This is a genomic window from Mesorhizobium sp. LNJC391B00 (assembly GCF_000502535.1).
Taxonomy (GTDB): domain Bacteria; phylum Pseudomonadota; class Alphaproteobacteria; order Rhizobiales; family Rhizobiaceae; genus Mesorhizobium.
On record NZ_AYWI01000002.1, the window covers coordinates 509,520 to 535,427 of the forward strand.

The following is a 25,908-nucleotide window of genomic DNA, read 5'->3' on the forward strand; positions in this document are numbered from 1 at the left end:
AAATCCAGCGATCATTGGACGATGGCTCCGGTCACCACGGGATCCTTGTCGGCTGGTCCTTTGCCGGAATTGTCGGCCATGCCGCCAAGCCGCTGCGACGACAGGTCCTCGATGTTGAGCGGTTTTGCCGGCAGGTCGTCGAGCCCGACGATCTGCCGCGCATTGACCGGCTCGAGTGCGAGCTGCGATTTGTAGATTTCAGCCAGCTTCTGCAGGCGTGACGGCTGGGTCAGCAGGCTCCAGTCGGCCTTGAGCAGGTCGATCGTGTCCTCCTCATAGCGGATCTGCGCCTCGATCTTCTGCACCGAAGCCAGCTGTTCCTCGGCCTCACGCTTGGCCTTGTAGGTCAGGGCCGCGGCCGAGACCATGACGGCGATCAGGACTATGTCGCTGGTTCGAAACACGTATTCACCTCTCTCGCGGCGCCTGGATGCCGGGAAGTTTTGGAAGTCCGAAAATGGTGAGATCACCGGCGCGCGCTGGCGCCTCGGTGCGGATGGCGGCACGCAGCCTGGCCGAGCGCGCCCGCGGATTGGCAGCGACTTCCGCATCGCCTGCCGTCACGCCGCCACCGGCCTTGCGGAAGGTCGCGGTGCGCGCGTGCGCCTCGGGCAAATGACGTGAGCCGGTGGCGACGTCGGCGCGGTCGGCGATGAAGCGCTTGACGATGCGGTCTTCCAACGAATGGAACGTCACCACGGCAAGCCGCCCGCCGGGCTTCAATACCCGCTCGGACGCCACCAGAGCCTTGGCCAATTCGCCCAGCTCGTCATTGACGAAAATGCGCAGCGCCTGGAAGACGCGGGTGGCCGGATGAATCTTGTCCTTCGGCGCGCGGCCGATATGCGTTTCGATGGCGTCGGCGAGATCGAGCGTGCGCTCGAACGGGCGTTTTTCGCGGCGTGACTCGATCATGCGGGCGATGCGCCCGGCATTCCGCTCTTCGCCGAGGAAGCCGAAGATGCGGGCAAGGTCGCCTATCTTGAACGAATTGACGACGTCGGCAGCACTCAAGCCCGCCTGCGCCATGCGCATGTCGAGCGGCCCGTCCGTGCGGAACGAAAAGCCGCGCTCGGGCTGGTCGACCTGCATGGAGGAAATGCCGATGTCGAGCACAACGCCGTCGGCGCTTTCGACCTGCTCGTCCAGCGTCGAGAACGGCGCCTGCACCAGCCTTAGCCTGCCGCCGGATTGCTGTTCCAGGCCGCGCCCGGCGGCAATCGCATCGGGATCGCGATCGATCGCCACCACCGAGGCGCCGCTCGCCAGGATCGCCTTGGTGTAGCCGCCAGCGCCGAACGTGCCGTCGACGATCACATCGCCGGCTTTGGGCGAGAGCGCTTCCAACACTTCGGCAAGGAGGACCGGAATGTGGCGGACCGGTCCGCCAACGGCGCTGAGATCATCGCCGTGATCCGCCATCACTCCGGTCGCTCCCCAGCCTTGCCCTCGTGAGCCTTCGTCCCCTGCCGAAGCTGCAAAAGTCTGGCTCGCGCCTGCGCCCCATAGGCGGCCAGCCGTCCAGGCTCCCAAACTTGAAAGAAATTGCCGCGGCCGACAAAGGCCACTTCGCTCGTGATGCCCGTATGCTCGCGGATGAAATCGCTCATCGTGATGCGGCCATCCTGATCGAGCTTCAGGAACGTCCCGTCGCCATGGCAGAAGAACGACATATCGTCCGCCGTCTGCAAAAAAGGGTCTTCCAGCGCGATGCGCTGCTCGTAGCGGTCGAGCAGATCGAGCCCGCCGACATCCATCGCAGGCACGTCCAGTCCGCGCAGCGCGTAGAGCTCCGAATAGCCGCGCTTCTGCACGACCGCGCGGAAATGCGCCGGAACGGAGACCCGCCCCTTCGCATCGATCCTGTTCACCGCGCTTGACAGAAACCGGTCCATGACACGCTGCAGCCGCTTCCGCCGCCGCACCCCTCTCCATGTTTTCGTCCGCGCCGAAGCGCGTCCCCTGCCGAAAATCCGCTTCGATCCCAGCGGCAAAACCCCGCAAACGCACAGCCGCCGCAGCTGCCCGATTGGCGTACGCTTTACCCTGACGCGGAACGAAGGCTTTGGTATCGAAATGGGATATCATGGGGCACTATGGGCGTCAACGGGAACAGGCTTCACAAACGCGCGCGCCACAACCGGTGAGAGCAGCTCTGACAACACTCCCGTCTTTATCTCCCATTAAGCCTAACGAACCGTTTAGAGCGGGCTGGCCCAAGCGGAAGCGGCTTGCCGCGCATCACTGCCGCGAATAGCGTCGTCAGTCTTTTCGCTGAGCAACAAGGTCAGAAATCCATGCCCGAAACAGCCAGGTCCCGCGCGGCCTCCCTTGCCCATCTGCGGCGCGACGGACTTGCCAAAGGCGACCCCATCCCATTGCCGCTGACCATGGCCGCTATTTTCCACAACCCGGGCGACGGCGCCGGCTACAGTCAGTACGGCCGTTACAGCAACGCCACCTGGGATGCAGTCGAGCACATGCTGGCGCATCTCGAAGACGCGCCATGCGTCAGCTTCCCATCCGGAATGGCGGCAATCTCGGCGGTGTTTTTCGGCCTGTTGAAATCCGGCGACCGCGTGCTTTTGCCTTCGGACGGCTACCATGCCACACGCGCGCTGGCCGAACGTTTCCTCAAGCCCTTCGGCGTCGCCTATGATCTGCGGCCGACATCTACATTCCTCGACGGCGGCTTCGACGGCTACCGCCTTGTCTACGTTGAAACCCCGTCAAATCCGCGCTTGGACATTTGCGACATCACAGCCGTCGCCGAAGTCGCGCACCAAGCGGGTGCGATCGTCGTCGTCGACAACACCACGATGACGCCGTTCGGCCAGCGCCCGCTCGATCTCGGCGCCGACATCGTCGTTGCTGCCGACACCAAGGCGGCCAACGGGCATTCCGACGTGCTGTTCGGCCATGTCGCCAGCCGCAATCCAGACATCATCGCGGACGTCACCGGCTGGCGCGAGACCGCGGGCGGCATTCCCGGCCCGTTCGAGGCTTGGCTGGTGCATCGCGGCCTGGAGACGCTGGAGGTACGCTTCGACCGCATGTGTTCTTCTGCCGAGGTGATCGCGAAGCGCCTGAAAAACCATCGCGCCGTTAGCGGCTTGCGCTACCCCGGGCTGGAGGGCGACCCGTCGCACAACCTCGCCCGGGCGCAGATGGAGCGCTTCGGCTTCCTCATGTCCTTCGAACTCCTCTCCCAGGAAAAGGCCGAGGATTTCATCAACAACTGCACGCTGATGCAGGCGGCAACGTCGTTCGGGGGTGTCCACACCTCCGCCGAGCGGCGGGCCAAGCGAGGAGATTCGGTTCCGCCCGGCTTCGTGCGCCTGTCGGTGGGCTGCGAGCCGGTGGAAGAACTCTGGCAGGCGATCGAGGCATCGCTGGACAACATCGGCATCTGAGCTGGCGGTTAGGTCACCAAGTCGTCGGCGCCAATATCGCGCCTGCCGTGCAAAACGCGGACGATCTCGATCGCGTCTTCGCCCATGCGATACAGAGTGACATATTCGCCGACGATCAGATGACGAATGCCGGGCGCGATATCATCGCGCGGCGCACCTGAGAACGGGTGCAAGGTGAGCAGTGTCCAGCGCCTCTCCAAAGCGTCCACAAGGCGCATGGCTCCCTTTGGGCTATGTTCCGCAATGTAGTCACCGATGCCTTCGACATCTGATATCGCCTGAGGAAGCAGCCGATATTTCACTCTTCCGAGCCTGCAGCTTCCGACATCCTCTGATATTTGGCTCGCAGCCGGTCCATGAAGGGCTGGCCGTCCACCGCCGGTCCGCTGTCGATCCCCTCCTGAACCAGCCTGCGCAATTCCTCGACCGTGTAGCCGAGAAGATCGCGGCGGTCTTTCCATTGCCGCAGCGCATCACGGATGACTTCGCTGGCCGAGGCATATTCGCCGGCGGCCACGACATCGTCGACCGCCGCCGCCAGTTCCGGCGAAAGCGTGATACTGCGTTTGTCGACGTGACCCATGATGCGCTCCTGATCAAACCATGACAATCATGGTACGATTAAATCGTACCAGCTTCAAGGATGCGTTTGTCTCGACCCCAGCATGCGTACTTGATTCAATCGCTCAAGCACCTGAATCGCCAGCTGCGCCCGAAGGCGCAGACTGCTGATCCAAAGGATTAATCGCGATATGGGGGAGAAATTGCCAGCTGGCCTGTAAGCCGGGTTTTGTATGGCCCTCGCCCCTTTCGGGGCGAGAACGTGGCGGCCATTCATCTTGGGCGCATGTTGCCATGCGCCTCACGCAACCTACCCGGACGGTGAGCCGGAAACAGCCCTCGAAGGTTTCCCCTCGCACCGTCCCTATTCGGTCTTGCTCCCGGTGGGGTTTACCGTGCCGCTCCTGTTGCCAGTCGCGCGGTGGGCTCTTACCCCACCCTTTCACCCTTGCCCCGATAAATCGTGGCGGTTTGCTTTCTGTGGCACTTTCCCTGGGGTCGCCCCCGCCGGCCATTAACCGGCACCGTGTCTCCATGGAGCCCGGACTTTCCTCACCCGCAGCCTTTCGGCTTTGCGGGTGCGGCCGCCCGGCCAGCTGGCAGAGCGTATAAAGGGGTTCACGTTCCAAAACGCAAATGAAAAAGCAGACTTATGCCGGCGATCCCAATGCCGCCAACTGCACCTTGACCTTGCCACAATAGGCCGCCGACACCGGGTTCATCCGCGTCGCGGCATGGCCGGCATTGTATTTCAGGATCGTGCCGCAGGTGGTGCCGCCGCCGAGATTGCGCGCCATGGCAAGGTACTTCATGCCGTATTTGATGTTGGTGTCGGGATCGAATAGACCCTTGGCCGAGCCGCTATACCCCATCATCCGCGCCGTTGCCGGCTTGATCTGCATCAGGCCGATTTCACCCGCGCTGCCGACGATGTTCGGCCGGTAGTTGCTCTCGATCTTGATGACCGCCTGGGCCAGCGACACCGGCACGCCTTCGGCCGCAGCATAGCGGGCAATGATTGCCGAATACTGGTCGCCAAGCGCGGCTGCCGCAGTCGACTCCGCAGCGGTGCTTGGGCGGATCGATGCGGTCGTCGTCAGGTCGACGCTCTTCCTGTTGCGCTTAAAATGCCTCTTGGCCGTGGCTTTTCTGGCCTTCACCACGGCTGCTTTGCGCACATTCGCGGTGGTTGCTCTTTTTGCTTTCGGGTTTGCTTTCGTCATGGTGGCCTTGGCGGGTGCGGCGATGAAGCCCTGGTCTGCCCTCTGGCTCAGTGGTGCGGCATCGGCCGTGCTGAAGGTAAAAGTCATTACGCCGGCAGCAATAGCTGCCGTTACAACGGTCAATTTCTGCATGTGGTCCCGTTCTGTTTGGCCGCGCGAAGATCTTCACGCAGCAACGCCTAATCAATATCGGAGCATCCGGGGGGCTGGAGGTCCGATAACTTGCACGAACCGCCTTTGAGGGCGGAATTTGTGTCGAACAAGGCGAGGCAATTCACTTTCAGTGACAGGCTGTAACTTGAATATCAGAAAAAGATTATTTAGAGGCAACTGACGTAAGGGAAGTCAGCAGGCTTTGCAGCGTGCTAGACGTAGAGCCGTCGGCGACACCATCCACCAGGCGCGGTCGGAAATGCCGCTGAAAAGCTTCGACGACGATTTCGGTCTGGCGGTCGAAGACACCTGATATCTCGACGCCATAGCCATAGAGCGCCAGCATCGACTGCAGTGTCTCGACATCGGCGCCGGTATCGCCGGCTTTCAGCGCCGCGCCGCGCCGGACCGGCGCCGCAGGCACGAGATGGCCGACCCCGGCCGCAAACAGCGCCTTCCAGGGGAATTTCTCGCCCGGGTCGATCTTGCGCCCCGGCGCGATGTCGGAATGGGCAAGCACCCTTTGCGCCGCAATGGAATGGCGTTCGATGATACCAAGGCAAAGCCCGATCACCGCTTCCACCTGCCGCTTGGGAAAGGCCGAATAGCCGAGCGAATGGCCGGGATTGACGATTTCGATGCCGACCGAACAGGAGTTGATGTCGCGACGACCGAACCAGGAACTTGCACCGGCGTGCCAGGCGCGGTCGCTTTCGCGCACCATTTGGATGATGCGGCCATCCTCATGGACGAGGTAGTGCGACGAGACTTCGCTTGCGGGGTCGCACAACCAGGCTTCGGCGGCAGCACCCGTCGCCATGCCGGTATAGTGCAGCACGATCATGTCGGGCCTGAGCGTTTCGCGCCGCGGGCCGAAATTCGGCGATACCCTGACCTCCGCGCTTGGCTCGTCGGGCGGGAAGCCGCTCATGCGTGCCTGAGGCCCCGCTCGATCATTTCATAGGCCGCGTTGATCGCCGCGACCCTGGTCGTTGCAATCTTGATGAATTCCTGCGGCAGGCCGCGCGCGATCAGCCGGTCCGGATGATTGTCGGAGACCAGCTTGCGGTATCGCTTCCTGACCTCCTCGAACGGTTTGCCGCGCTCAATGCCGAGCACGATATAGGGATCGCCGGCGCCGAGATTGACGTGCCTGGCCATGATGGCCTCGTAGTGCACCTCGTCGATGCGGAAAATCTCGGCAATACGGTGCAGGAAAATCCCTTCGCGCTCATGCACCAGCCCGTCCGCCTTGGCGATATGGAACAGACCGTCGAGTATGTCTTCCAGCATGACGCAGTTCGAATGGCCCGAGCCGCACATCTGCGCCATACTCTCGGCATAGGTCTCGAACCCGGCGACGTCGCGCTTGGCCAGATCGTAAAGCCGCGCCACATTGCGGGTCTGTTCTCGCGGCACCTCAAATATTTCCTGGAACGCGCGAACCTCGTCCTGGGTGACGATGCCATCGGCCTTGGCCATCTTGGCCGACAGCGCAATCATCGCCACAGAGAAGGCGACGCGCCGGCGCAGATCAGCGTCACCGGAGAAAACCGTGCGCACGGCCTCGACCACATCGGCTACACCGGACGTGGCTGAAGATGAAACGCGGTTGATGAAGTCGCCGAGGCGATCCCAAATCGACATGAGCGCTTATTAGGGCCGCCGGCCATTGCTATCAAGCCAAGACAGCGCCGCAGAGTGGATCGATTTGCGCAAGCAACCGACGCGCCAGATCCCAAACCGTAGAAAAGAGCCGGTTCAAGGCCCTTGAGCCCCGAATCGACCTAAACGCAGGAAGGCCGGCGCGGAGCCGGCCTCCTCTCTCGTCACGTCAAAGTGACCGGGACTGCTGCTACTGCGCGGGGGCAGGAGCAGGTGTTGCCGGAGCCGGTTCTGCAGGCTTCGGTGCATCCGGCGTCGCCGGCTTCATGGGCTCGGCGGCTGGCGGATTGGTGCTCTGGGTGGTGGTGTTATCCGTACCGCTGTCGCTGCAGGCGGCAACGCCGAACAGGGCCAGGGCGGAAACGGAAGCAAGAATGAGCTTTTTCATGACATCTCTCCTTCAACACACGCTCACGTTGCGGTGAACGGTCGAAGGCAAAATGCATCAAACGGCCATGAGTTTCGTAACGTTGCGTTTCCTGATGTAACATCCGCGCACTACCGATTGCGGGCCGGGCGATGCCGAACTAACAGTCTGGACCCAAATGCAATGCCGGAGTTCTGCGTGGACAAGAAATGGGATTTTTGGATCGACCGCGGCGGCACCTTCACCGACGTGATCGGACGTGATCCGCAAGGCGGTTTGCATCCCAGGAAATTCCTGTCGGAAAATCCCGAAGCCTATCCCGACGCGGCCATAGCCGGCATCCGCGAGCTTCTGGGGCTGAAATCCGGCACCGCTATTCCTCCGGGCCTGGTCGGTGACGTCAAGATGGGTACCACCGTTGCCACGAATGCGCTGCTGGAGCGCAAGGGCGACCGTGTGCTTTTGCTCATCACCAAGGGCTTTCGCGATGCGCTGAAGATCGCCTATCAGGCGCGGCCAGACATCTTCGCCAAGGAGATCATCCTTCCGGAACAGCTCTACGAGCGGGTCATCGAGATCGACGAACGCGTGCGCGCCAATGGCGAGGTCGAGCGCTTGCTCGACATCGCCGCCTGCCGCCCCGCCATCGAACAGGCGAAGGCTGACGGGATCGATGCGGCGGCCATCGTCTTCATGCATGCCTGGAAATATCCCGACCACGAGAAGGCGGTGGCGAAAGTCTGCCGCAAGATCGGGTTCAGCCAAGTCTCGGTCAGCCATGAGGTCTCGCCGCTGATCAAGCTGGTCGGCCGCGGCGACACTACCGTGGTCGATGCTTATCTGTCGCCGATCCTGTCGCGCTATGTGCAAAGGGTGGCGGGAGAACTGGGCGCGACGCCAATCTCCCCACTTGTGGGGGGTGAGGAGCGGTCGGCCAAAGGCCGAGGAAAAGCCAACGATTTGGCTTTTTCAGCGACGAACGCCCGGAGCCATAGCGAAGGGCAGTCCGCAAAGCGGCCAGGGGGGGTCCTCTCGGAAGGCACCGCCAATGCGCTGAGCCCGGATCCAACCCCACCCGGCGGCTTCGCCGCCACCCTCCCCTCGAGGGGGAGGGAAAACCCTCGCCTGATGTTCATGATGTCGTCGGGCGGGCTCACCGCCGCCGACATGTTTCAGGGCAAGGACGCGCTGCTGTCCGGCCCGGCTGGCGGTGTCGTCGGCATGGTCGAAACGGCGAAACTCGCCGGTTTCGAGAAAGTCATCGGCTTCGACATGGGCGGCACCTCCACCGATGTCGCCCATTTTGACGGCGAGTATGAGCGCGCCTTCGACACCGAGGTTGCCGGGGTGCGCATCCGTGCGCCGATGATGCGCATCCATACCGTCGCTGCCGGCGGCGGCTCGATCCTGCATTACGAAGCCGGCCGTTTCCGCGCCGGCCCGGATTCCGCCGGCGCCAATCCCGGCCCCGCCGCCTACCGGCGCGGCGGCCCGCTTGCCGTCACCGACGCCAATGTCATGCTGGGCAAGCTGCAGCCCGATTTCTTTCCGGCGATTTTCGGACCCGGCCAGGACCAGCCGCTGGACGTCGCCGCCGTGCATAAAAAATTCGCTGCGCTGGCCGCCGAAATCGGCGATGGCCGCACGCCGGAAGCCGTCGCCGAAGGGTTCGTTACCATCGCGGTGGAAAACATGGCAAACGCCATCAAGAAGATTTCCGTGCAGCGCGGCTACGATGTCACCGAATATCTCTTGAACTGTTTTGGCGGCGCCGGCGGCCAGCATGCCTGCCTGGTTGCCGACGCGCTCGGCATGGAGGCGGTACTGATCCACCCCTTCTCCGGTCTGCTCTCAGCCTATGGTATCGGCCTGTCGTCGGTTTTCGCGTCGCGCCAGCAGGCACTCCTGAAGCCGCTTGCCGAAGAATCCAGGACCGAGATCGCCAGCCTCATCGGCACGTTGAAAAAAGCCGTCATCGCCGAATTGGCAGCGCAAGGCATCGCCGAGGACAAGATTGCGGCAAAGCCGGTGCTGCACATCCGCTATGACGGCACCGACACCACGCTGCCGGTGAATTTCGAACAGGACTCTATCTTCCAGGCCAGGCGCGATTTCGAATTGGCCCACAAGGCGCAGTTCGGTTTCGTCTATGACGACAAGCCGATGATCGTCGAGACCGTTGCCGTGGAAGGCGCCGAGATCGTCGAGACCAGGGCCGAAGCCTATGCTCCCGCCGGACCGGCAAGGGCTGAGGCCAGCGCGTCTGGAACGCGGCGCATCTACACCGAGGGCCGGTGGCTCGAAGCCGGCATCCATCGTCGCGAAAATCTGCGCCCATCCAACCTGGTCGCAGGCCCCGCTTTGATCATCGAGCCGAACCAGACCATCGTCGTCGAGCCGGGCTGGCGGGCCGAAATCACCAACCTCAATCACGTCGTCATCCGCCGCACCGAACGGAAAGTTCGCACGGCTGCCCTCGGTACCGAAGCCGATCCGGTGATGCTGGAGGTCTTCAACAACCTCTTCATGTCGATCGCCGAACAGATGGGCGTTACGCTGCAGAACACCGCCTATTCCGTCAACATCAAGGAAAGGCTGGATTTCTCCTGCGCCGTCTTCGACCGCCACGGCGCGCTGGTCGCCAACGCGCCGCACATGCCGGTGCATCTCGGCTCCATGGACCGCTCGGTCGAAACCATCATCCGGCTGAACTCCGGCGACATCCATCCCGGCGACGTCTTTGCGCTGAACGCCCCTTACAATGGCGGCACGCATTTGCCTGATATCACCGTGGTGACGCCGGTGTTTTCCCTCCCCCTTGAGGGGAGGGTGGCCGCGCAGCGGCCGGGTGGGGTCCTCTCAGAAGGCACCACAAGAGCGTCGAGCACTGCCGCAACGACCCCCTCCGGCGGCTCCGCCGCCACCTCCCCCTCAAGGGGGGAGGAAGTAATCTTCTACGTAGCCTCACGCGGCCATCATGCCGATATTGGCGGCACGGCACCGGGCTCGATGACGCCGCTTGCCACCACGGTCGACGAGGAAGGCGTGCTGTTCGACAATTTCCGGGTTGTCGATCGTGGAAAATTCCGCGAGGCGGAGTTGCAAACGCTGCTCACCGACCACCCCTATCCCGCCCGCAACCCGCATCAGAACATCGCCGACCTAAAGGCGCAGATCGCCGCCAACGAAAAGGGCGTGGCGGAATTGCGCAAGATGGTCACCCATTTCGGCCTCGACGTCGTCGAAGCCTATATGGGTCATGTCCAGGACAACGCCGCCGAAAGCGTGCGCCGCGTGCTGGAGCGGCTGCCCGATAGTTCTGAGTACGAATACCCGACCGACACCGGCCAGGTGATCAAGGTGAAGATTACCGTCGATCGGCAAAAGCGCGAGGCGACCGTCGACTTCACCGGCACGTCGAAGGTCGAGAAGAACAATTTCAATGCGCCCGAGCCCGTCGCCCGCGCAGCCGTGCTCTATGCCTTCCGTGTCATGGTCGAGGACATGATCCCGATGAATGCCGGCTGCCTGCGGCCGATCAACATCATCATCCCCGACGGCTCGATGCTGAAGCCCGCCTACCCCGCCGCCGTCGTCGCCGGCAATGTCGAGACCTCGCAGCATGTCACCAACGCCCTGTTCGGCGCCATGGGTGCCATGGCCAATGCGCAAGGCACGATGAACAACCTGACCTTCGGCAACAAGCAGTACCAGTATTACGAGACCATCTGCTCCGGCTCGCCGGCAGGCCGGATGAACTCCGGCCGCGGCTTTGCCGGGACATCCGGCGTCCACACCCACATGACCAATTCGCGCCTGACCGACCCGGAGGTGCTGGAATTGCGCTTTCCCGTTTTGCTCGAGGATTTCCACATTCGCGATGGCTCCGGCGGCAAAGGCAAATGGAGCGCCGGCGACGGCACCAGGCGGACGATCCGTTTCCTCGAAAAGATGGAATGCGCCATCCTGTCCTCGCACCGCAACCGCCCGCCGCAAGGCCTCGATGGCGGCAGTGACGGCGAGGTCGGCTCGACCAAGGTCCGCCGCAACGACGGCAGCGTCGAGACGCTGAAGGCCTGCGACCAGACCGTGCTCGACGCCGGCGACGCCGTCATCCTGACAACGCCGACGCCGGGGGGATTTGGCAAGGCCTGAACTCGCGTCAACAGCCTGTCACCCGCCTGTCATGCCCCTGAGTTACCCGCTTGCGGCAAAGCAAATGGGGAATCACTTTGCCATGACGGACGTCTCCTCGGATCTCGTTTTTCGCCGCGGCAAGGAAGTTGGAAAGGCCGTCTACCAGAACCGCCCGCTTTCGCAGGCCGGCCTTTCCGAACGACTGTTTGCGCTGCTGTTTTCCGGCCTTGTCTATCCGCAGATCTGGGAAGACCCTGAAGTCGACATGGAGGCCATGCAGCTTGGCCAGGGCCACCGCGTCGTCACCATAGCGTCGGGCGGCTGCAACATCCTCGCCTACCTCACCCGCTCGCCTGAACGCGTCGATGCGGTCGACCTCAACGCCGCCCACATCGCCTTGAACCGGATGAAGCTGGAGGCGGTGCGGCATCTGCCCTCGCAGGGCGATCTGTTCCGTTTCTTCGGCGCCGCCGACACCAACCACAATTCGCAAGCCTATGACCGCTTCATCGCGCCGCATCTCGACCCGGTCAGCCGCCACTATTGGGAGCGTCGCAGCTGGCGCGGCCGCCGGCGCATCACCGTCTTCGACCGCAATTTCTACCAGACCGGCCTGCTCGGCCTGTTCATCGCCATGGGCCACCGCATCGCCAAATTCTTCGGCGTCGATCCCGCCGGTATCATGGCGTCGAAGAGCCTCGCCGACCAGCGCCGCTTCTTCAACGAAGAGCTGGCGCCGGTCTTCGACAAGAAGCTGTTGCGCTGGGCTACCTCGCGCAAGGCTTCGCTGTTCGGCCTCGGCATTCCGCCGGCGCAGTACGATTCGCTGATCACCTCGGGCGATGGTTCGATGGCCAGCGTGCTGAAGGCCCGGCTGGAAAAGCTCGCTTGCGATTTTCCGCTGAAGAACAACTACTTCGCTTGGCAAGCCTTCGCCCGTCGCTATCCCAATCCGGGTGAGGCCGCCCTGCCCGCCTATCTAGAAGAGGCCAACTACAAGGCGATCCGCAACAATGTCGATCGCGTCGGCATCCACCACGCCAATCTGATCGAATTTCTGGCCGGCAAGGACGCAGGCACCGTCGACCGTTTCGTCCTGCTCGACGCGCAGGACTGGATGACGAACGACCAGCTCAATGCCCTTTGGTCGGAGATCACCCGCACCGCCTCGGTCGGCGCCCGAGCCATCTTCCGTACCGCCGCCGAGCCCAGCCTGCTGCCGGGCCGCGTCTCGATCTCGCTGCTCGACCAGTGGACCTACGAGGACGAGGCCTCGCGCGACTGTTCGGCCCGCGACCGCTCGGCCATCTATGGCGGCTTCCACCTCTATGTGAAGCGCGCGGCATGAGCGCGAGCGAGCTGCCGGCCGACCATGCCGAACTGATGGACGGCGTCTATCGCTGGCAACGCCATATCTACGACCTGACCCGCAAATACTATCTGCTTGGCCGCGACCAGATGATAGTCGGGCTGGATGTGCCGGCGAATGGCAGAGTGCTCGAACTTGGCTGCGGCACCGGCCGCAACATCGCGCTTGCCGCCCGCCGCTATCCCGACGCCCGCCTCTACGGCCTCGACATCTCGGCCGAGATGCTGGAGACGGCGAGCAAGGCGATCGGCCGCGACGGCCTGTCCGGCCGCGCCGTGCTGGCGCGCGGCGACGCCACCGATTTCGACGCCAAGACGCTGTTCGGCGTCGAGCGCTTCGACCGCATCTTCGTGTCCTATTCGCTGTCGATGATCCCCGGTTGGGAAAAGACGGTTTCGGCAGCCCTTGCGGCACTCGCGCCCGGCGGCTCGCTGCATGTCGTCGATTTCGGCCAGCAGGAAGGCTTGCCCAACTGGTTCCGGACATTGCTGCGCGGCTGGCTCAAGAAATTCCATGTCACGCCACGTGAATCATTGCGCGAAGTCTTGGAATCGGAATCTCGGCGAACCGGCGCAAGCTTCTGTTTCCGCGCCCTTTATCGCGGCTATGCCTGGCTGGCGGTCGTCAAGATCGCGCACTCTTACCTCCCCCTCGATGGGGGAGGTCGCGCCGAAGGCGCGGGTGGCCAGGCACCCCGCCCCGGCGCTAAGCGCCGACCCTCGCCATCAAGGGGAGGGTAAAGGGAGCTAGCGCAGTGCCTTCATCAGCGCGCCGACCACCACCTGCGGCCGGTAGCCGAGCTTGGCCGGCGTCAACCCCAGCCGCACCACCACCAGTTGCTCCGACGGGATGATGGCGACCGTCTGGCCGTCATGGCCCTCCATCCAGTAGGTATCGTTGGGCAGGCCGGCGGCGACGCCGGCGCCGGGATTTCCTTCGTCCCCCGGGGCTTCGATCCAAAGTTGCCCCTTGCCGTAGACTTTCGAGGCCGGTGCCGGTTCGCGCATCCAGTCGACGAAACCGGCCGGCAGGATCTGGTTGCCGTTCCAGACGCCGCCCTGCAGCAGGAATTGGCCGAACCGCGCCCAGTCATGCCCCGTGGCATAGAGGTAGGATGAGCCGACAAAGGTACCCTCCTCGTCGGTTTCGAGCACCGCGCTTTGCATGCCGAGCGGCCCGAACAGCGCTGTCCTTGGCCACATCAGCGCCTTGTCCTTGTCGCCGATTGCATCCTGCCACAGCCGCGACAGCATCACCGCCGTGCCGCTCGAATAGGAAAAGACCTTGCCGACGTCGCCGGTCAGCGGCTTGGCCTCGGCGAAGCCCGCCATATCCGGTTCGAGGTAGAGCATGCGCGTCACATCGGCAACGTCGCCATAATCCTCGTTGAACTCGAGTCCGCTCGACATCGCCATCATATCGGCAAGGCTGATGGCGGCGCGGCCGTCCGCCTTCCATGAGCCGAACAGGCCCTGATTGGTCACCGCCATCTTGCCGTCCTTGACCAGCGTGCCGACGAGCGCGGCGTTGACTGTCTTGGTCATCGACCAGCCCAGCAGCGGCGTTTTCGCCGAAAAGCCGTCGCCATAACGCTCCGCAACAATGCGGCCATTTTTGACCACCACCACGGCGCGCATGCCGATGCCGGTCATCGCCGCACCGTCGAGGATCTTGTTGATTTCGGGATTTTGCGAGGCATCGACTCGATCTCCCTCGGGCCACAGATCGCCCTTGGTGGCCGCCGACGCCTCGGCAGGGATTGACGTGCGCCGTGCCTTGCCGACGTCGCCATCGGGAACCGAGGCGCAACCCAGGCCGGCGCGCGCAACGGCAACGCTCTTGCCGAGGAAGCCAAGCAGCCCGGCCGAGACGGTCCCCCTGTTCTTGTCGACCGACACCTTCATCAGCCTGAGCAGCGGATGGCCGGGCGCCTGCACGTCGATGGCAAGCACCTCATTGGGATCACGGCCGGCGATAAAAACATTCGAGCAGACGATCTTGGCGGAATAGCCGGAACCGACGCGGATCAGGTCGGGCGGAGCGATGTAGAGCCAGGCAAACAGCGCGGCTATCGCCAGCACGACCAGGCCGAGCAGCCATTTGATGATCTTCAGGGCGATCCGCATCTTTCCGTCCCTGCTTTTCCGCTGCCCGTGGCTTGCGGCCCGATTTATGTCATCGATTTGCCGCCATTGCTTCCGCAAAATCGGTGTTCTTGTCGAGCGCCGTCAACCTGTTATCAACCATGATCGGCGATCACTGGTGCATGTCGCCCAAAAGTGCGCAGCGGTTTTGGAACAACGACATGCACGAAAATAGCGTATCAGGCGATGCTGTGGGGCGATCGCCTGAGGGGCACCTGCAACGACAACCCAACAGCGACCGGCTGATTCCGGCTCGGGAAATGCGATGCGCCGTTTCGCGGCCCTCATCACGTTGACGCTGCTGGCCGCCTGCTCGACCGCCGGCGATCTCGTGCCCTCGATGTCGCCATCCAGCAGCCCGACGGTTGCCGTGCGCGCACCGCGTTTCGAAGATTCCAAGCCGCATGAATGGGATAGCGGGGCTCCTTGGAACTATGCCGTTCACGGCACCGACGTCTCCAAATACCAGACCTCGGTCGACTGGCCGACGGCCAAGGCCAGTGGCATCTCCTTCGCCTTCATCAAGGCGACCGAGGGCGGCGACCGTTTCGACGAGTATTTCAACGAGCATTGGTCGCGCACCAAGGCCAATGGCATTCCGCGCGCGGCCTACCATTTCTTCTATTTCTGCACGCCGGCCGCCACCCAGGCGCGCTGGTTCATCCAGAACGTGCCCGTCGACCGCTCGGCCATGCCGCCGGTGCTCGACATGGAGTGGAACCCGCAATCGCCGACCTGCCGGCTGCGCCCGGATTCGGCGACGGTGCGGGCCGAAATGACCACCTTTCTCGAGATGATCGAGCGGCACTATGGCAAGAAGCCGATCATCTACACCTCGGTCGACTTCTTCGACGATAACGACCTTTCGACCTTCCGCGGCTATCCCTACTGGCTGCGCTCGGTGGCCGGCCACCCCCGCCAGAAGTACGGCAGCCACCCTTTCACCTTCTGGCAATACACCGGAACCGGTATCGTTCCCGGCATGACCGGCAAGTCCGATATCAACGTCTTCAACGGCACTGAGGCAGCCTGGAAAAAGTGGCTGCGGCAGAACACCCGTTGACACCGGCTCTGCCGCCTGCTTTTCGACGTCCCATGCGCACCTACCTGCAACCACTGGGATATCCACGCCGGAAACAGTCGAAGAGCCGCCTGCGCTCCGGGCTGCTCGCGGCCCTGCTGCTCGGCGCCGCGGTCGTGCCGGCGGCGGCGCAGGAATGCGGCGGCGACTTCGAAACCTGGAAGCAAGGCGTGGCGGCGGAAGCCAAGGCGGCCGGTGTCGGCGCTGTCGGCCTTGACGCGCTGGAAGCCGCCGCCATCGACGACAAGGTGCTGGCGCGTGACCGCGCCCAGGGCGTCTTCGCCCAGACCTTCATCCAGTTCTCCAACCGCATGATCTCGGCCTACCGGCTGAAGCAGGGCGCGGCCAACCTGAAGAAATACGCCGAAATCTTTGCGCGCGCCGACCAGCAGTTCGGTGTCCAGGCGCCGATCATCACCGCCTTCTGGGGGCTGGAGACCGATTTCGGCGCCGTACAGGGCGATTTCCACACGCTGAGCGCCTTGGTGACGCTGTCGCATGACTGCCGCCGCCCGCAGCTGTTTCGGCCGCAACTGGTGCCGCTGTTGACGCTGATCGATCGCGGCGTCGTTCCGGCCGACGTCACCGGCGCCTGGGCCGGCGAGATCGGCCAGACCCAGATCCTGCCTTCCGATTATCTCGCGCGCGGAGTCGACGGCGACGGCGACGGCATCGTCGACCTCAGGCGCAGCGTACCCGACGTGATCATGACCACGGCCAACAAGGTGCTGTCGCGCGGCTGGAAACGCGACCAGCCCTGGATCGAGGAAGTGCGCGTGCCCGAGGACATGCCCTGGGAGCAGACCGGCCGCACCAACAAGTTGCCGCTGTCGCAATGGGCCGCCTGGGGCGTCACCAATCCCGATGGCACGCCGCTGATCGACAATGGCCTGAAGGCCGGCCTGGCGCTGCCGATGGGCCGCAAAGGTCCGGCCTTCCTCGCCTACGACAATTTCGACGTCTATCTCGAATGGAACCAGTCCTTCACCTACGCGCTAACCGCCGCCAACTTCGCCAGCCGGCTGGCCGGGGCAAAGCAGTTCGACCCGCGCAATCCCGAAACCGGGCTCAATGGCGACCAGATGAAGGAATTGCAGACCAAGCTCGAAGCCAGGGGCTATGACGTCGGCACCGTCGACGGCATTCTGGGCACCAACACCCGCGAAGCCATCCGCAAGGAACAGATGCGGCTCGGCATGCCGGTAGACGGCTGGCCGACGCCGGAGCTTTTGGGGAAACTGTAGCGCTCCTTGCCTTCTCCCCTTGTGGGGTGAGCAGCCGGTTTCGCGGAGCGAATTCATCGGCATGAAGGCTGGCGAACGCCGGGACGCTGCGAAGCAGCGGGACCCGGCAGGTGGATCGGCCACCACCCCGGCCCTTCGCATAGCTCAGGGCGTCGAAGGCTCGAAAAGCCAAGCAATTGGCTTTTCGTCCGCTGAAGCGGAGAAGGAAGAAACCTAATCCGCCATCGTCTCCAAACTCGCGAATCCCTGCGGCGCATCGCCTTCATCGAAGGGTGTCGTCACCTCGACGAAGGTATCGGGATAAAAGCCGTTGAAGCGGGTTCTCAGCGACAGCGAATAGGCACCGATATGGCCGATCTCGATCCAGTCGCCGGTGTCGACGGTTTCCGGCAGCCAGAACGGCCGCGACAGGATGTCGACGGAATCGCAGGTCGCGCCGCAGACCTTGAACGGCACGATGTTCTTCTCCTCGCCATTGCGCGAGCGGATCGCCGGATCGGGGATGAAGCGGGCCGGCAGTGTGATCTTGCCGGTCCAAGAATCCGACAGCGACGCCCAGATGCCGTCATTGATGTAGAGCCGCTTGCCCTTGCGCAGCAGCACCCGCACGATCAGCGAGAGGCAGCGCGCCACGATCACCCGGCCGGGCTCGGCCACCAACGGGATCTGGTCGAACTGGTATTCCCTGAGGTCGCCCGACAGCCGCGACATGATCTGGCCGAGCGACGGCATCTCGATCTGCTTGCGATTGGGGTCATGGCCGTACTCGGCGGGAAAGCCGCCGCCGACATCGAGCCCCGCAATGTCGAAGGTCAGCCGGTTGCGCACCCAATCGGCGGAGGCCAGCGCCCGTTCATAGGTGTCGGGATCCTCGATCTGGCTGCCGACATGGAAGCATAGGCCGACCTTGTAGCCGGTGCGGTTGAGCCGCTCGGCGAGTTCCACCGCATAGGCCGGCCCGGCGCCGAATTTCTTCGACAGTTCATAGGCCGCCGAACCCTTGGTCTGGATTCGCACGAACACGCTGATGGAGCCCGGATCGATGTCAAGCGCCCGCACCACCCGCGTCAGCTTGGTGATCTCGTCCTCATGGTCGAGCGAAATGACGCGGATGGCGTATTTTTCCAGCGCAAGCTTGATGTCCGACTGCGCCTTGACCGGATGCATGTAGAGCATCTCGGCGTCGGGTGAGACGGCGCGCACTGCGGCGAACTCGCCGGGCGAGGCCACATCGAAGGCGGTGACGCCGGCTTCGACCAGCGCCTTCAGCACGATCTGCTCGCCATTGGTCTTGACTGCGTAGGCTGTCTTGCCGGGAAACATGCCCATGAACTGTTTGGCATCCGCCTTCAGCACCTGCGGGCGAAAGCAGTAGACCGGATCGTCCGGCCGAAGCGCCAGCGCCGCCTCGCGGGCATTCTCGAATCGCTGCATGGACGAATCCCCTGACTTCTCGGCTGCGCACAATTAATCCAAGCTGGCGGCCAAAGAAAACAATTCTGTGTCTGGCGGGCACTGACCCAGCGGCGCACCCTTCTGGCAGCACTGTTGCCAGCAATCAGGTTTCGGGTGGCTCTTGTCGCCGGACCCGATATGCCTTCTGCCTGAGTGGCTGGCATTGATGCCGCGGGGGAGGACGTTCACGATGGCAATAGCCACGACAGCCGTGCAGCGCGGGCCGATGACGGCAAAAGATTGGGGACAGCTTCTGCTGCTCGGCGCCATCTGGGGCGGCTCGTTCTTCTTTGCCCGCATCGCCGTTGCCGAAATGCACCCGCTGGTGCTGGTGCTGTTTCGCGTTGCCATTGCGGCCATTGCACTGCAGCTCTATCTCGGCATTCGCGGTCCGTCCTTCCGCCTCGCGTTCCCGCATGCCGGCCTGTTTTTCCTTTTGGCGCTCGCCAACAATGTCGTCCCGTTCTCGCTTATCTTTGCCGGCCAGACCGCGCTTGGCGCCGGCGTCGCCTCGGTGCTCAATGCGACGACGCCGTTCTGGACGCTGATCCTCGCCAACGCGCTGACAGCGGACGAAAAGCTCTCCTGGAACAAGCTTGCCGGCATCGGGCTCGGCATCGCCGGCACCGCTGTCATGATCGGCCCCGGCCTGCTGGCCGGGCTCGGCGGCCCGGTCTGGGCGAAATTCGCGCTGATCGGCGCCTCGCTGTCTTACGCCGTCGCGCTGATGATTGCCCGCCGCTTCAAGGGCGTGCCCTCGCCGGTCATCGCCACCGGACAATTGACGGCGTCGACCATCATCATGATCCCGGTGGTGCTGCTCACCTATGGCCCGGCCGGCCTGTTCTCGGCCTCGCCGCCGGTCTGGACGGCGGTGCTGGCGCTGGCGCTGCTCTCCACCGCCTTCGCCTACATCCTCTATTTCAACCTCGTCGCCTCGGCCGGCGCCACCAACGCCTCGCTGGTCACGCTCATCGTCCCGGCCAGCGCCATCCTGCTCGGCCTCCTGTTCCTCGGCGAGCGGCTCGCTCTGTTCGAGTTCTGCGGCATGGCACTGATCGCGCTTGGCCTGGTGACGATCGATGGCCGGCTGTTCAGACGGTAGCGCTGCCATGCCTCGCTTTCGCCACGGCCGCGTCACAATTTATTCACAGGCTGCCAGCGGCTTTTGCCGAAGAGTTTCAATGCCTAACGACAGGTGGCAGGTCGCAAATTCCACAATCGCGTCGCATTGCAGCATATTTTCCGCTTGCCTGTGGCACAAATGCCCCTAGACTCCCACCCATAGCTCTTGAAGAAGGAGACTATGACATGGGACTTACGAGGCCAATCAACGCATTGATGATCTGTGCTGCATTTGCCTTCATTGGCGCCCTTATCATAGGTGTTCTTCCGTAACCGCCGGAGCGGAAGAAAACAGCAGCAATAGCCCACAAATTCGAAAGGCCGGGTGTTTCGCCCGGCCTTTTGCATTTCAGATTTCATACCACGATGAAGCTCAGGCGGCGGCGGATCCAGCTGCCCCTGTTTCGTGGGAGCGGATGCCGATCATATGGCAGATGGCAAACACCAGGTCGGCCCGGTTCATGGTGTAGAAATGGAAGTCGCTGACGCCGCGCTCGACGAGATCGAGCACCTGCTCGGCCGCCACGGCAGACGCCACGAGCGCATGCGTCTGCGGATCGTTGTGCAGCCCTTCGAAACGCTCGGCCAGCCATGCCGGCACCAGCGCGCCGCAGCGTGCCGAGAAATTGGCGACCTGGGTGAAATTGTGCACCGGCAGGATGCCAGGCACGATCGGGATGTAGATGCCGGCACGGCGCGCCTTCTCGACATAACGCTCGTAGAGATCGTTGTCGAAGAAGAACTGGGTGATCGCCCGCGTCGCGCCATTGTCGGCCTTGCGCTTCAGCATGTCGAAGTCGGTGGCGAAGTCGGGGCTTTCCGGATGCTTTTCGGGATAGGCCGAGACCGAGATGTCGAAATCGCCGGCGTCCTTCAGCGCTCCGACAAGTTCGGCGCCATTGGCATAGCCATCGGGATGCGGCCGGTAGGCGGTGCCGACACCCGCCGCCGGATCGCCACGCAAGGCGACGAAGCGCTTCACGCCCATATCGGCGAATTCGCGGACCACGGCGTCGACCTCATGGCGGGCGGCGTCGACGCAGGTCATGTGCGCCGCCGGCGTCAGCGCCGTCTCGTTCAGGATGCGCTTGACCGTGCGCGCCGTGCGCTCCCGCGTCGAGCCGCCGGCGCCATAGGTCACCGAGACGAATCTCGGCTTCAGCGGCTCCAGCCTGGTGACGGTGTCCCAGAGCCTGGCTTCCATCTCGTCGGTCTTCGGCGGGAAGAACTCGAAGGAGACGCGGACCTTGTCGCCAATGTCGGGACGGCGGGAAAAGCGGAACTGGTTCATCAGGCGATTTCCCCCATAGGGTACGCTGTGGTGGGTTGGGTGTCATTTGAAGGCTCGGCGATCAGCATGCGGCGGTCGCGGCCGAGCCACAGCTTGACGGTGAGCCTGGCTTCGTTGCCGCCGCGCGGCTCGAATTCCTGGGCATCCTCGAGATCGAGCCCGGCATCGGCAAACCATTCGGAGATCTGGCGGTCGGAAAAGCCCAGCCTGACATGCGCATGCTGGTCGCGCAGGAATTCCAGTGCATGCGGCGCGAAATCGACGATCACCAGCCGGCCCGACGGGCGCAGCAGCCTTGCCGCCTCGCGGATGGCGCGGGCGGGATCGTCCAGATAGTGCAGCACCTGATGGATGGTGACGAGGTCGAAGGCGTCGCGCTCGACCGGCGGCGCGAAAATGTCGCCTTGGCGGACCTGGGCATTGGCGATGCCTGCCTTGTCGAGATTGGCCCGCGCCACCGTCAGCATTTCGCGCGACATGTCGATGCCGACACCGCGCCGGTAGAGCGGCGAAAATATCTCCAGCAGCCGCCCGGTACCGGTGCCGAGGTCTAGCATCGACTGGAATGGCCGCTTCCCGACCAGCTTGAGGAGTGCGGCTTCCACCGCGCGGTCCGGCACATGCAGCGAGCGGATGTGATCCCAGCTGGCGGCGTTCTCGGAGAAATACTCGGCGGCACGGTCCTGGCGCTTGCGCTTGACCGATGCCAACCGCTCGAGATCGCGCTCGACCTGTGGATCGGCGCCGCGAATGCCCGAGACCAGCCCCATGACGAAGTCGCGCGCGGAATCCGTATCCGACAGCCGGAAGAAGGCCCACGAGCCCTCCTGGTAGCGGCCGATCAACCCGGCCTCCAGCAGCAGCTTCAAATGCCGCGACACCCGCGGTTGCGACTGGCTGAGGATCTCGGTGAGGTCGGACACGGTGAGATCGCCGCGCGACAGCAGCGCCAGGATGCGGAGCCGGCTCGATTCGGCCGCAGCCTTCAACGTATCAACCATCGTATCGAGCGAAACATGCATCGGCGCGTTCTCGTTGAAAAAGATATAAACATATGTTTATGTCAGCTTTGACGACATGGCAAGGCCTATGTCGCTTCCTGACAAGAAAATGCCGCACACATGATCCCCGCCTGAGAGAACCGCTTTTCCCTGACGATCGGCTGGAAACTTGTGCTAGGGCGAAAGCCATGTTCGAGAAGCGCGACGGCGAAAAGCTCCTGCAGACTGACCCGGCTGACATGCCGGCGGATGGCCATATCGTGTTCATCGGCCGCATCGCCTCGCCATGGACATCCAGGCAAACCTGCCCAAAGAACATGCGCGCGGCGCGCGAGGCCGGACAGGCGGCCACGGTTCTCATCGACCCTGCCTATCGCGACGGCCTGCTTGCGCTGGAGCGGGCCAGCCACATCGTCATCCTGTCCTGGCTGCATCACGCGCCGCGGGCACTGATTGTCCAGAGACCCCGCCATGCGGCTGAGCCGAAAGGCGTTTTCTCGCTGCGCTCCCCTGCCCGGCCGAACCCAGTCGGGCTGCATATCGCCGGCCTGATCGCCGTCGACATCGACCACGGCCGCATCGCCATCGACGCCATCGATGTGCTCGACGGCACCCCGGTGATCGACATCAAGCCCTATTTCGCCTCGACCGACGCCTTTCCCGAGGCGACCATTGCCGGGCGTGACGAAAAATGAGCGCGCCCACCGGCCGCCGCCGCGCCATCGCCAAGGCGCTGACCGCACTGCTGCCCCTGGCGCCCTATGCCGATATGGAGAAAATCCGCACCGAGGCCGGCGCCGTGCACATGAAGACGCTGCCGCCGGGCATCGCGGTCTGGCTGGCGACGATCGCCCATATCAGGCACGGCCATACCGACTATGAAAAGCTGCTGGCCGAGGGCTATGACCGCGACTCGGCGCGGTTCTTCGTCATCGAGCAAACAAACATGGTGCTGACCCGTTGGCGCGCCACGCGCCTGCTCGATGCAGAGGACGAAGAGGAATAACTTCAGCTACCGTCGCTTCAATACGGCAACCGCATTGTAGGGCTGGCCGTCGGCCTGGCCAACCCAGGTCCAGGACAGGTTCCCTTTGAAAAATCGGACGGTGATGCCGCCACCGTCGATGCACTTGTCCTGGCCGTAGCTGATGTTTTCCCGGTATTCCGCCGAACTGTCGTCGCGAGAAATCTGGGTCAACGATCCGCCGCAGCCGAGCGACGGATAGTCGATCGACGCGGCGCCATCGCCGATTGTCATTGCGATCGCCCAATCGGCGCCGGCAGCACCGGCCGGACTTTGATGACCGCTGCCGGTCCAGACGCCGTTGAGCCCCGCCGCGTTGACCACGCAAGGCACGTTCTGAAAGATCGGCGTCAGCTCGCTGCCCGTCTTCTCGCAACGATAGGTCTGGCCGTTCTGGCACAGCGCCTCGCCCTCGCGAGCGCATTGCGCGAAGGCATGGCCAGTGACGAAGACGAGGAAAATTGCAAAGCTGATGGTCCGAAAAGATCTGCCCATTTTGCCCCTCCCGGCCGGATATTTTCAAGCCGGACCATAGGGCATATCGAATGTGCTACCTAGGACAAACAGCGATGGTTGGGTGGCCCTATGCCGCCTGCAGGGGACCATTAGCTTGACTCTGCCGTATCAAGCCGAAGGGACCAATCGCCATGAACCGAAGCTCAGCAGCGGGTAGCATCGTGCCATTGCCTTCCATGTCCGACCGCCACATCGATCCGCATTCCTATCCCGACGGCATCGCCTTCCTCGACGGCCAGTATCTGCCGATGTCGCAGGCCAAGATCTCGGTGCTGGATTGGGGCTTTCTGCATTCCGACGCCACCTACGACACCGTGCATGTCTGGGACGGGAGCTTCTTCCGACTCGACCTGCATCTCGACCGCTTCTTCGCCGGCTTGCAAAAACTGCGCATGACGATCCCGTCCGACCGCGATGGTGTGGCCGAGATTCTGCACAATTGCGTGGCGCTGTCAGGCCATCGCGCCGCCTATGTCGAAATGCTGTGCACACGCGGCGCCTCGCCGACCTTCAGCCGCGATCCGCGCCAGGCGGTCAACCGCTTCATGGCCTTCGCAGTTCCCTTCGGCTCGGTCGCCAATGCCGAGCAGTTGCGGCGCGGCCTGCATGTCGCCATTAGCGACAAGGTGCGCATTCCGCCGGTCTCGATCGATCCGGCGATCAAGAACTACCACTGGCTCGACCTCGTGCGCGGCCTCTACGACGCTTATGACCGTGGGGCCGAAACCGCATTGATTCTCGACTTCAACGGCAATGTCGCCGAAGGCCCCGGCTTCAACGTGTTCTGCGTCAAGGACGGCAGGCTGTCGACGCCAGCCGCCGGCGTGCTGCCCGGCATCACCAGGCGCACCGTCTTCGACCTCTGCGCCGAAGCAGCGCTTCCCACCACGGCCGTCGACGTCAGCGTTGCCGCGCTGAAGGCTGCCGACGAAGTCTTCATCACTTCCACCGCCGGCGGCATCATGCCTGTGACAGTGATCGACGGCGCTGCTGTCGCTGACGGCAAGATAGGCGCGATCACAAAGCGCTTGATGGCGCTCTACTGGCAAAAGCATGACGACCCGGCCTGGTCGAGCCCGGTGCGCTATCCCTGACCGGCGAAGGTCCTGCTCCACACGATGTCGTGACCAAAAAGATTCCCCCTCGCCTCTGGAAAATCGCTCGACGCACCGTATATCGCGGAAGCGGAGAAGCCTCCGCTTCCCAGTTCACGGCGCGCATGGGCAAGGATTCCACGTCATGACAAGCAAGGTTTGGTTCATCACCGGATCGTCGAAAGGCTTTGGCCGAGTCTGGGCCGAGGCCGCACTCGCTCGCGGCGACCGTGTCGCCGCAACCGCGCGCGATGCCGGCACGCTCGCCGATCTCGTCGCGAAATACGGCGATAATGTCGCCGCGATCAAGCTCGACGTCACCGACAAGAAGGCTGTCGATGCGGCCATCGCCGAGGCGCACAAGCGCTTTGGCCGGCTCGACGTCGTCATCAACAATGCCGGCTATGGCCATTTCGGCGCCATCGAGGAAGTCAGCGAACAGGAAGCCCGCGACCAGATCGAAACCAATGTGTTCGGCGCGCTCTGGGTCACCCAGGCGGCTTTGCCGATCATGCGGGCGCAGGGCTCCGGCCATATCATCCAGATCTCGTCGATCGGCGGCGTCAACGCCTTTGCCTCGCTCGGCCTTTACCATGCCTCGAAATGGGCGCTCGAAGCCTTCAGCCAGTCGCTCAGCATCGAGGTCGCCGAATTCGGCATCCATGTGACGCTTGTCGAACCGGGCGGCTTCTCCACCGATTGGTCCGGCGCCTCGGCCAAGGTCTCCAAAGCAATCGAGGCTTACGCGCCGGCCCGCGCCAAGATGGCGGAACGCCGCGCCAACTCGGTCGCCGGCGACCCCGAGGCCACCGGACCGGCGATGCTTGAAATCGTCGACGCGGCCGAGCCGCCGCTGCGCGTCTTCTTCGGCGATGGCGGCCTGCCGATGATCAAGCAGGAATACGCCAACCGCATCGCGCTTTGGGAAAAGTGGGACCACGTTTCCGTCGAGGCGCAGGGCGCTAAGAAGAACCGCAAGGCGGCCTGAGCGCGTCTTGAAATTCGGCTGCGTCGCCCCGGCGGCGCAGCCCGTGCCCTAGCCCGG

The 25,908-nt window shown here is 63.4% G+C and carries 25 protein-coding genes and 1 other RNA gene; 11 read left to right on the forward strand and 15 right to left on the reverse strand.

Annotated features, from left to right (window positions below; translation table 11 throughout):
* Window positions 1–11: 11 nt before the first annotated feature.
* From X750_RS157555 to mraZ, 3 genes are read right to left on the reverse strand one after another with little or no spacing between them, the layout of a single operon-like run.
* Window positions 12–404: a hypothetical protein gene (locus X750_RS157555; protein WP_023682142.1), complete on the reverse strand. Its 393-nt coding sequence runs from the start codon at window positions 402–404 to the stop codon at window positions 12–14.
* A 4-nt stretch (window positions 405–408) separates the two neighbouring features.
* Window positions 409–1,422 carry a 16S rRNA (cytosine(1402)-N(4))-methyltransferase RsmH gene (rsmH, locus tag X750_RS157550; protein ID WP_032904364.1) on the reverse strand — a complete coding sequence of 338 codons (1,014 nt, stop codon included), beginning with the start codon at window positions 1,420–1,422 and terminating at the stop codon, window positions 409–411.
* Window positions 1,422–1,895, reverse strand: coding sequence for a division/cell wall cluster transcriptional repressor MraZ (mraZ, locus tag X750_RS157545; protein ID WP_023690870.1), 474 nt, complete (start codon window positions 1,893–1,895; stop codon window positions 1,422–1,424). Before mraZ ends, rsmH begins: the two co-directional genes overlap by 1 nt.
* A 402-nt stretch (window positions 1,896–2,297) precedes the next feature.
* Here mraZ and X750_RS157540 point away from each other — a divergent pair, with 402 nt between their 5' ends.
* On the forward strand, window positions 2,298–3,413 hold the full coding sequence (locus X750_RS157540; RefSeq protein WP_023705554.1) for a cystathionine gamma-lyase: 1,116 nt from the start codon (window positions 2,298–2,300) through the stop codon (window positions 3,411–3,413).
* An 8-nt stretch (window positions 3,414–3,421) separates the two neighbouring features.
* Here X750_RS157540 and X750_RS157535 read toward each other — a convergent pair whose 3' ends face one another.
* From X750_RS157535 to X750_RS157510, 7 genes are all read right to left on the reverse strand, one after another.
* Window positions 3,422–3,715 (reverse strand): type II toxin-antitoxin system RelE/ParE family toxin, encoded by a 294-nt coding sequence (locus X750_RS157535; RefSeq protein WP_023668265.1) that lies wholly within the window; start codon window positions 3,713–3,715, stop codon window positions 3,422–3,424.
* Complete coding sequence (locus X750_RS157530) at window positions 3,712–3,996, reverse strand: type II toxin-antitoxin system ParD family antitoxin (protein WP_023688026.1); 285 nt, start codon at window positions 3,994–3,996, stop codon at window positions 3,712–3,714. Before X750_RS157530 ends, X750_RS157535 begins: the two co-directional genes overlap by 4 nt.
* Before the next feature lie 180 nt (window positions 3,997–4,176).
* Window positions 4,177–4,574: RNase P RNA component class A (gene rnpB, locus X750_RS1000000163630), an RNA gene on the reverse strand.
* A 50-nt stretch (window positions 4,575–4,624) separates the two neighbouring features.
* Window positions 4,625–5,329 (reverse strand): transglycosylase SLT domain-containing protein, encoded by a 705-nt coding sequence (locus X750_RS157525; RefSeq protein ID WP_023705555.1) that lies wholly within the window; start codon window positions 5,327–5,329, stop codon window positions 4,625–4,627.
* A gap of 184 nt (window positions 5,330–5,513) precedes the next feature.
* A complete protein-coding gene (locus X750_RS157520; RefSeq protein ID WP_023746919.1) occupies window positions 5,514–6,281 on the reverse strand; it encodes an N-acetylmuramoyl-L-alanine amidase in 768 nt (255 codons plus the stop codon).
* On the reverse strand, window positions 6,278–6,997 hold the full coding sequence (locus X750_RS157515; RefSeq protein ID WP_023705557.1) for a DnaJ family molecular chaperone: 720 nt from the start codon (window positions 6,995–6,997) through the stop codon (window positions 6,278–6,280). The genes X750_RS157520 and X750_RS157515 overlap by 4 nt, the downstream gene beginning before the upstream one ends.
* 208 nt (window positions 6,998–7,205) lie before the next feature.
* Window positions 7,206–7,403: a hypothetical protein gene (locus tag X750_RS157510; RefSeq protein ID WP_023668260.1), complete on the reverse strand. Its 198-nt coding sequence runs from the start codon at window positions 7,401–7,403 to the stop codon at window positions 7,206–7,208.
* Window positions 7,404–7,580: 177 nt separating this feature from the next.
* Between X750_RS157510 and X750_RS23385 the strand changes: the two genes are divergently transcribed.
* Genes X750_RS23385 through X750_RS157500 form a run of 3 tightly spaced genes read left to right on the forward strand, consistent with a single transcriptional unit; the run spans window position 7,581 to window position 13,628 of the window.
* Window positions 7,581–11,537 carry a hydantoinase B/oxoprolinase family protein gene (locus tag X750_RS23385; RefSeq protein WP_023746920.1) on the forward strand — a complete coding sequence of 1,319 codons (3,957 nt, stop codon included), beginning with the start codon at window positions 7,581–7,583 and terminating at the stop codon, window positions 11,535–11,537.
* A 31-nt stretch (window positions 11,538–11,568) separates the two neighbouring features.
* The gene (locus X750_RS157505; protein WP_031242649.1) at window positions 11,569–12,867 is read left to right on the forward strand and encodes a DUF3419 family protein; all 1,299 of its coding nucleotides are present in this window, start codon (window positions 11,569–11,571) and stop codon (window positions 12,865–12,867) included.
* The gene (locus X750_RS157500) at window positions 12,864–13,628 is read left to right on the forward strand and encodes a class I SAM-dependent methyltransferase (protein WP_023746922.1); all 765 of its coding nucleotides are present in this window, start codon (window positions 12,864–12,866) and stop codon (window positions 13,626–13,628) included. Before X750_RS157505 ends, X750_RS157500 begins: the two co-directional genes overlap by 4 nt.
* Before the next feature lie 6 nt (window positions 13,629–13,634).
* Here the strand turns inward: X750_RS157500 and X750_RS157495 are convergent, their stop codons facing one another.
* Complete coding sequence (locus X750_RS157495) at window positions 13,635–15,014, reverse strand: serine hydrolase (RefSeq protein WP_023746923.1); 1,380 nt, start codon at window positions 15,012–15,014, stop codon at window positions 13,635–13,637.
* A 358-nt stretch (window positions 15,015–15,372) separates the two neighbouring features.
* Between X750_RS157495 and X750_RS157490 the strand changes: the two genes are divergently transcribed.
* Window positions 15,373–16,095: a glycoside hydrolase family 25 protein gene (locus tag X750_RS157490; RefSeq protein ID WP_245259982.1), complete on the forward strand. Its 723-nt coding sequence runs from the start codon at window positions 15,373–15,375 to the stop codon at window positions 16,093–16,095.
* 32 nt (window positions 16,096–16,127) lie between these two features.
* The gene (locus X750_RS157485) at window positions 16,128–17,357 is read left to right on the forward strand and encodes a lytic murein transglycosylase (protein ID WP_023746924.1); all 1,230 of its coding nucleotides are present in this window, start codon (window positions 16,128–16,130) and stop codon (window positions 17,355–17,357) included.
* Between the two features lie 213 nt (window positions 17,358–17,570).
* On the opposite strand, the gene X750_RS157475 is transcribed toward X750_RS157485, so the two are convergent.
* Window positions 17,571–18,791, reverse strand: a complete 1,221-nt coding sequence (locus X750_RS157475) for an alanine racemase (RefSeq protein WP_023668250.1) — start codon at window positions 18,789–18,791, stop codon at window positions 17,571–17,573.
* Between the two features lie 211 nt (window positions 18,792–19,002).
* Here X750_RS157475 and X750_RS157470 point away from each other — a divergent pair, with 211 nt between their 5' ends.
* On the forward strand, window positions 19,003–19,917 hold the full coding sequence (locus X750_RS157470; RefSeq protein WP_023746926.1) for a DMT family transporter: 915 nt from the start codon (window positions 19,003–19,005) through the stop codon (window positions 19,915–19,917).
* 393 nt (window positions 19,918–20,310) lie between these two features.
* Here X750_RS157470 and metF read toward each other — a convergent pair whose 3' ends face one another.
* Window positions 20,311–21,228, reverse strand: a complete 918-nt coding sequence (metF, locus tag X750_RS157465) for a methylenetetrahydrofolate reductase [NAD(P)H] (RefSeq protein WP_023746927.1) — start codon at window positions 21,226–21,228, stop codon at window positions 20,311–20,313.
* Entirely contained in the window at window positions 21,228–22,250 is a 1,023-nt protein-coding gene (locus tag X750_RS157460; RefSeq protein WP_023690855.1) for a metalloregulator ArsR/SmtB family transcription factor, read from the reverse strand. The genes metF and X750_RS157460 overlap by 1 nt, the downstream gene beginning before the upstream one ends.
* Before the next feature lie 167 nt (window positions 22,251–22,417).
* Between X750_RS157460 and tsaA the strand changes: the two genes are divergently transcribed.
* Window positions 22,418–22,924, forward strand: a complete 507-nt coding sequence (tsaA, locus tag X750_RS157455) for a tRNA (N6-threonylcarbamoyladenosine(37)-N6)-methyltransferase TrmO (RefSeq protein WP_023690854.1) — start codon at window positions 22,418–22,420, stop codon at window positions 22,922–22,924.
* On the forward strand, window positions 22,921–23,235 hold the full coding sequence (locus X750_RS157450; RefSeq protein WP_023668245.1) for a DUF2293 domain-containing protein: 315 nt from the start codon (window positions 22,921–22,923) through the stop codon (window positions 23,233–23,235). The genes tsaA and X750_RS157450 overlap by 4 nt, the downstream gene beginning before the upstream one ends.
* A 6-nt stretch (window positions 23,236–23,241) precedes the next feature.
* Here X750_RS157450 and X750_RS157445 read toward each other — a convergent pair whose 3' ends face one another.
* Window positions 23,242–23,748, reverse strand: a complete 507-nt coding sequence (locus X750_RS157445; protein WP_023682159.1) for a hypothetical protein — start codon at window positions 23,746–23,748, stop codon at window positions 23,242–23,244.
* A gap of 152 nt (window positions 23,749–23,900) precedes the next feature.
* Between X750_RS157445 and X750_RS157440 the strand changes: the two genes are divergently transcribed.
* Both X750_RS157440 and X750_RS157435 read left to right on the forward strand, forming a co-directional pair.
* Window positions 23,901–24,863 carry a D-amino acid aminotransferase gene (locus X750_RS157440; protein ID WP_023746928.1) on the forward strand — a complete coding sequence of 321 codons (963 nt, stop codon included), beginning with the start codon at window positions 23,901–23,903 and terminating at the stop codon, window positions 24,861–24,863.
* 145 nt (window positions 24,864–25,008) lie between these two features.
* Window positions 25,009–25,851, forward strand: coding sequence for an SDR family oxidoreductase (locus tag X750_RS157435; protein WP_023690853.1), 843 nt, complete (start codon window positions 25,009–25,011; stop codon window positions 25,849–25,851).
* The last annotated feature ends 57 nt before the right edge of the window (window positions 25,852–25,908 follow it).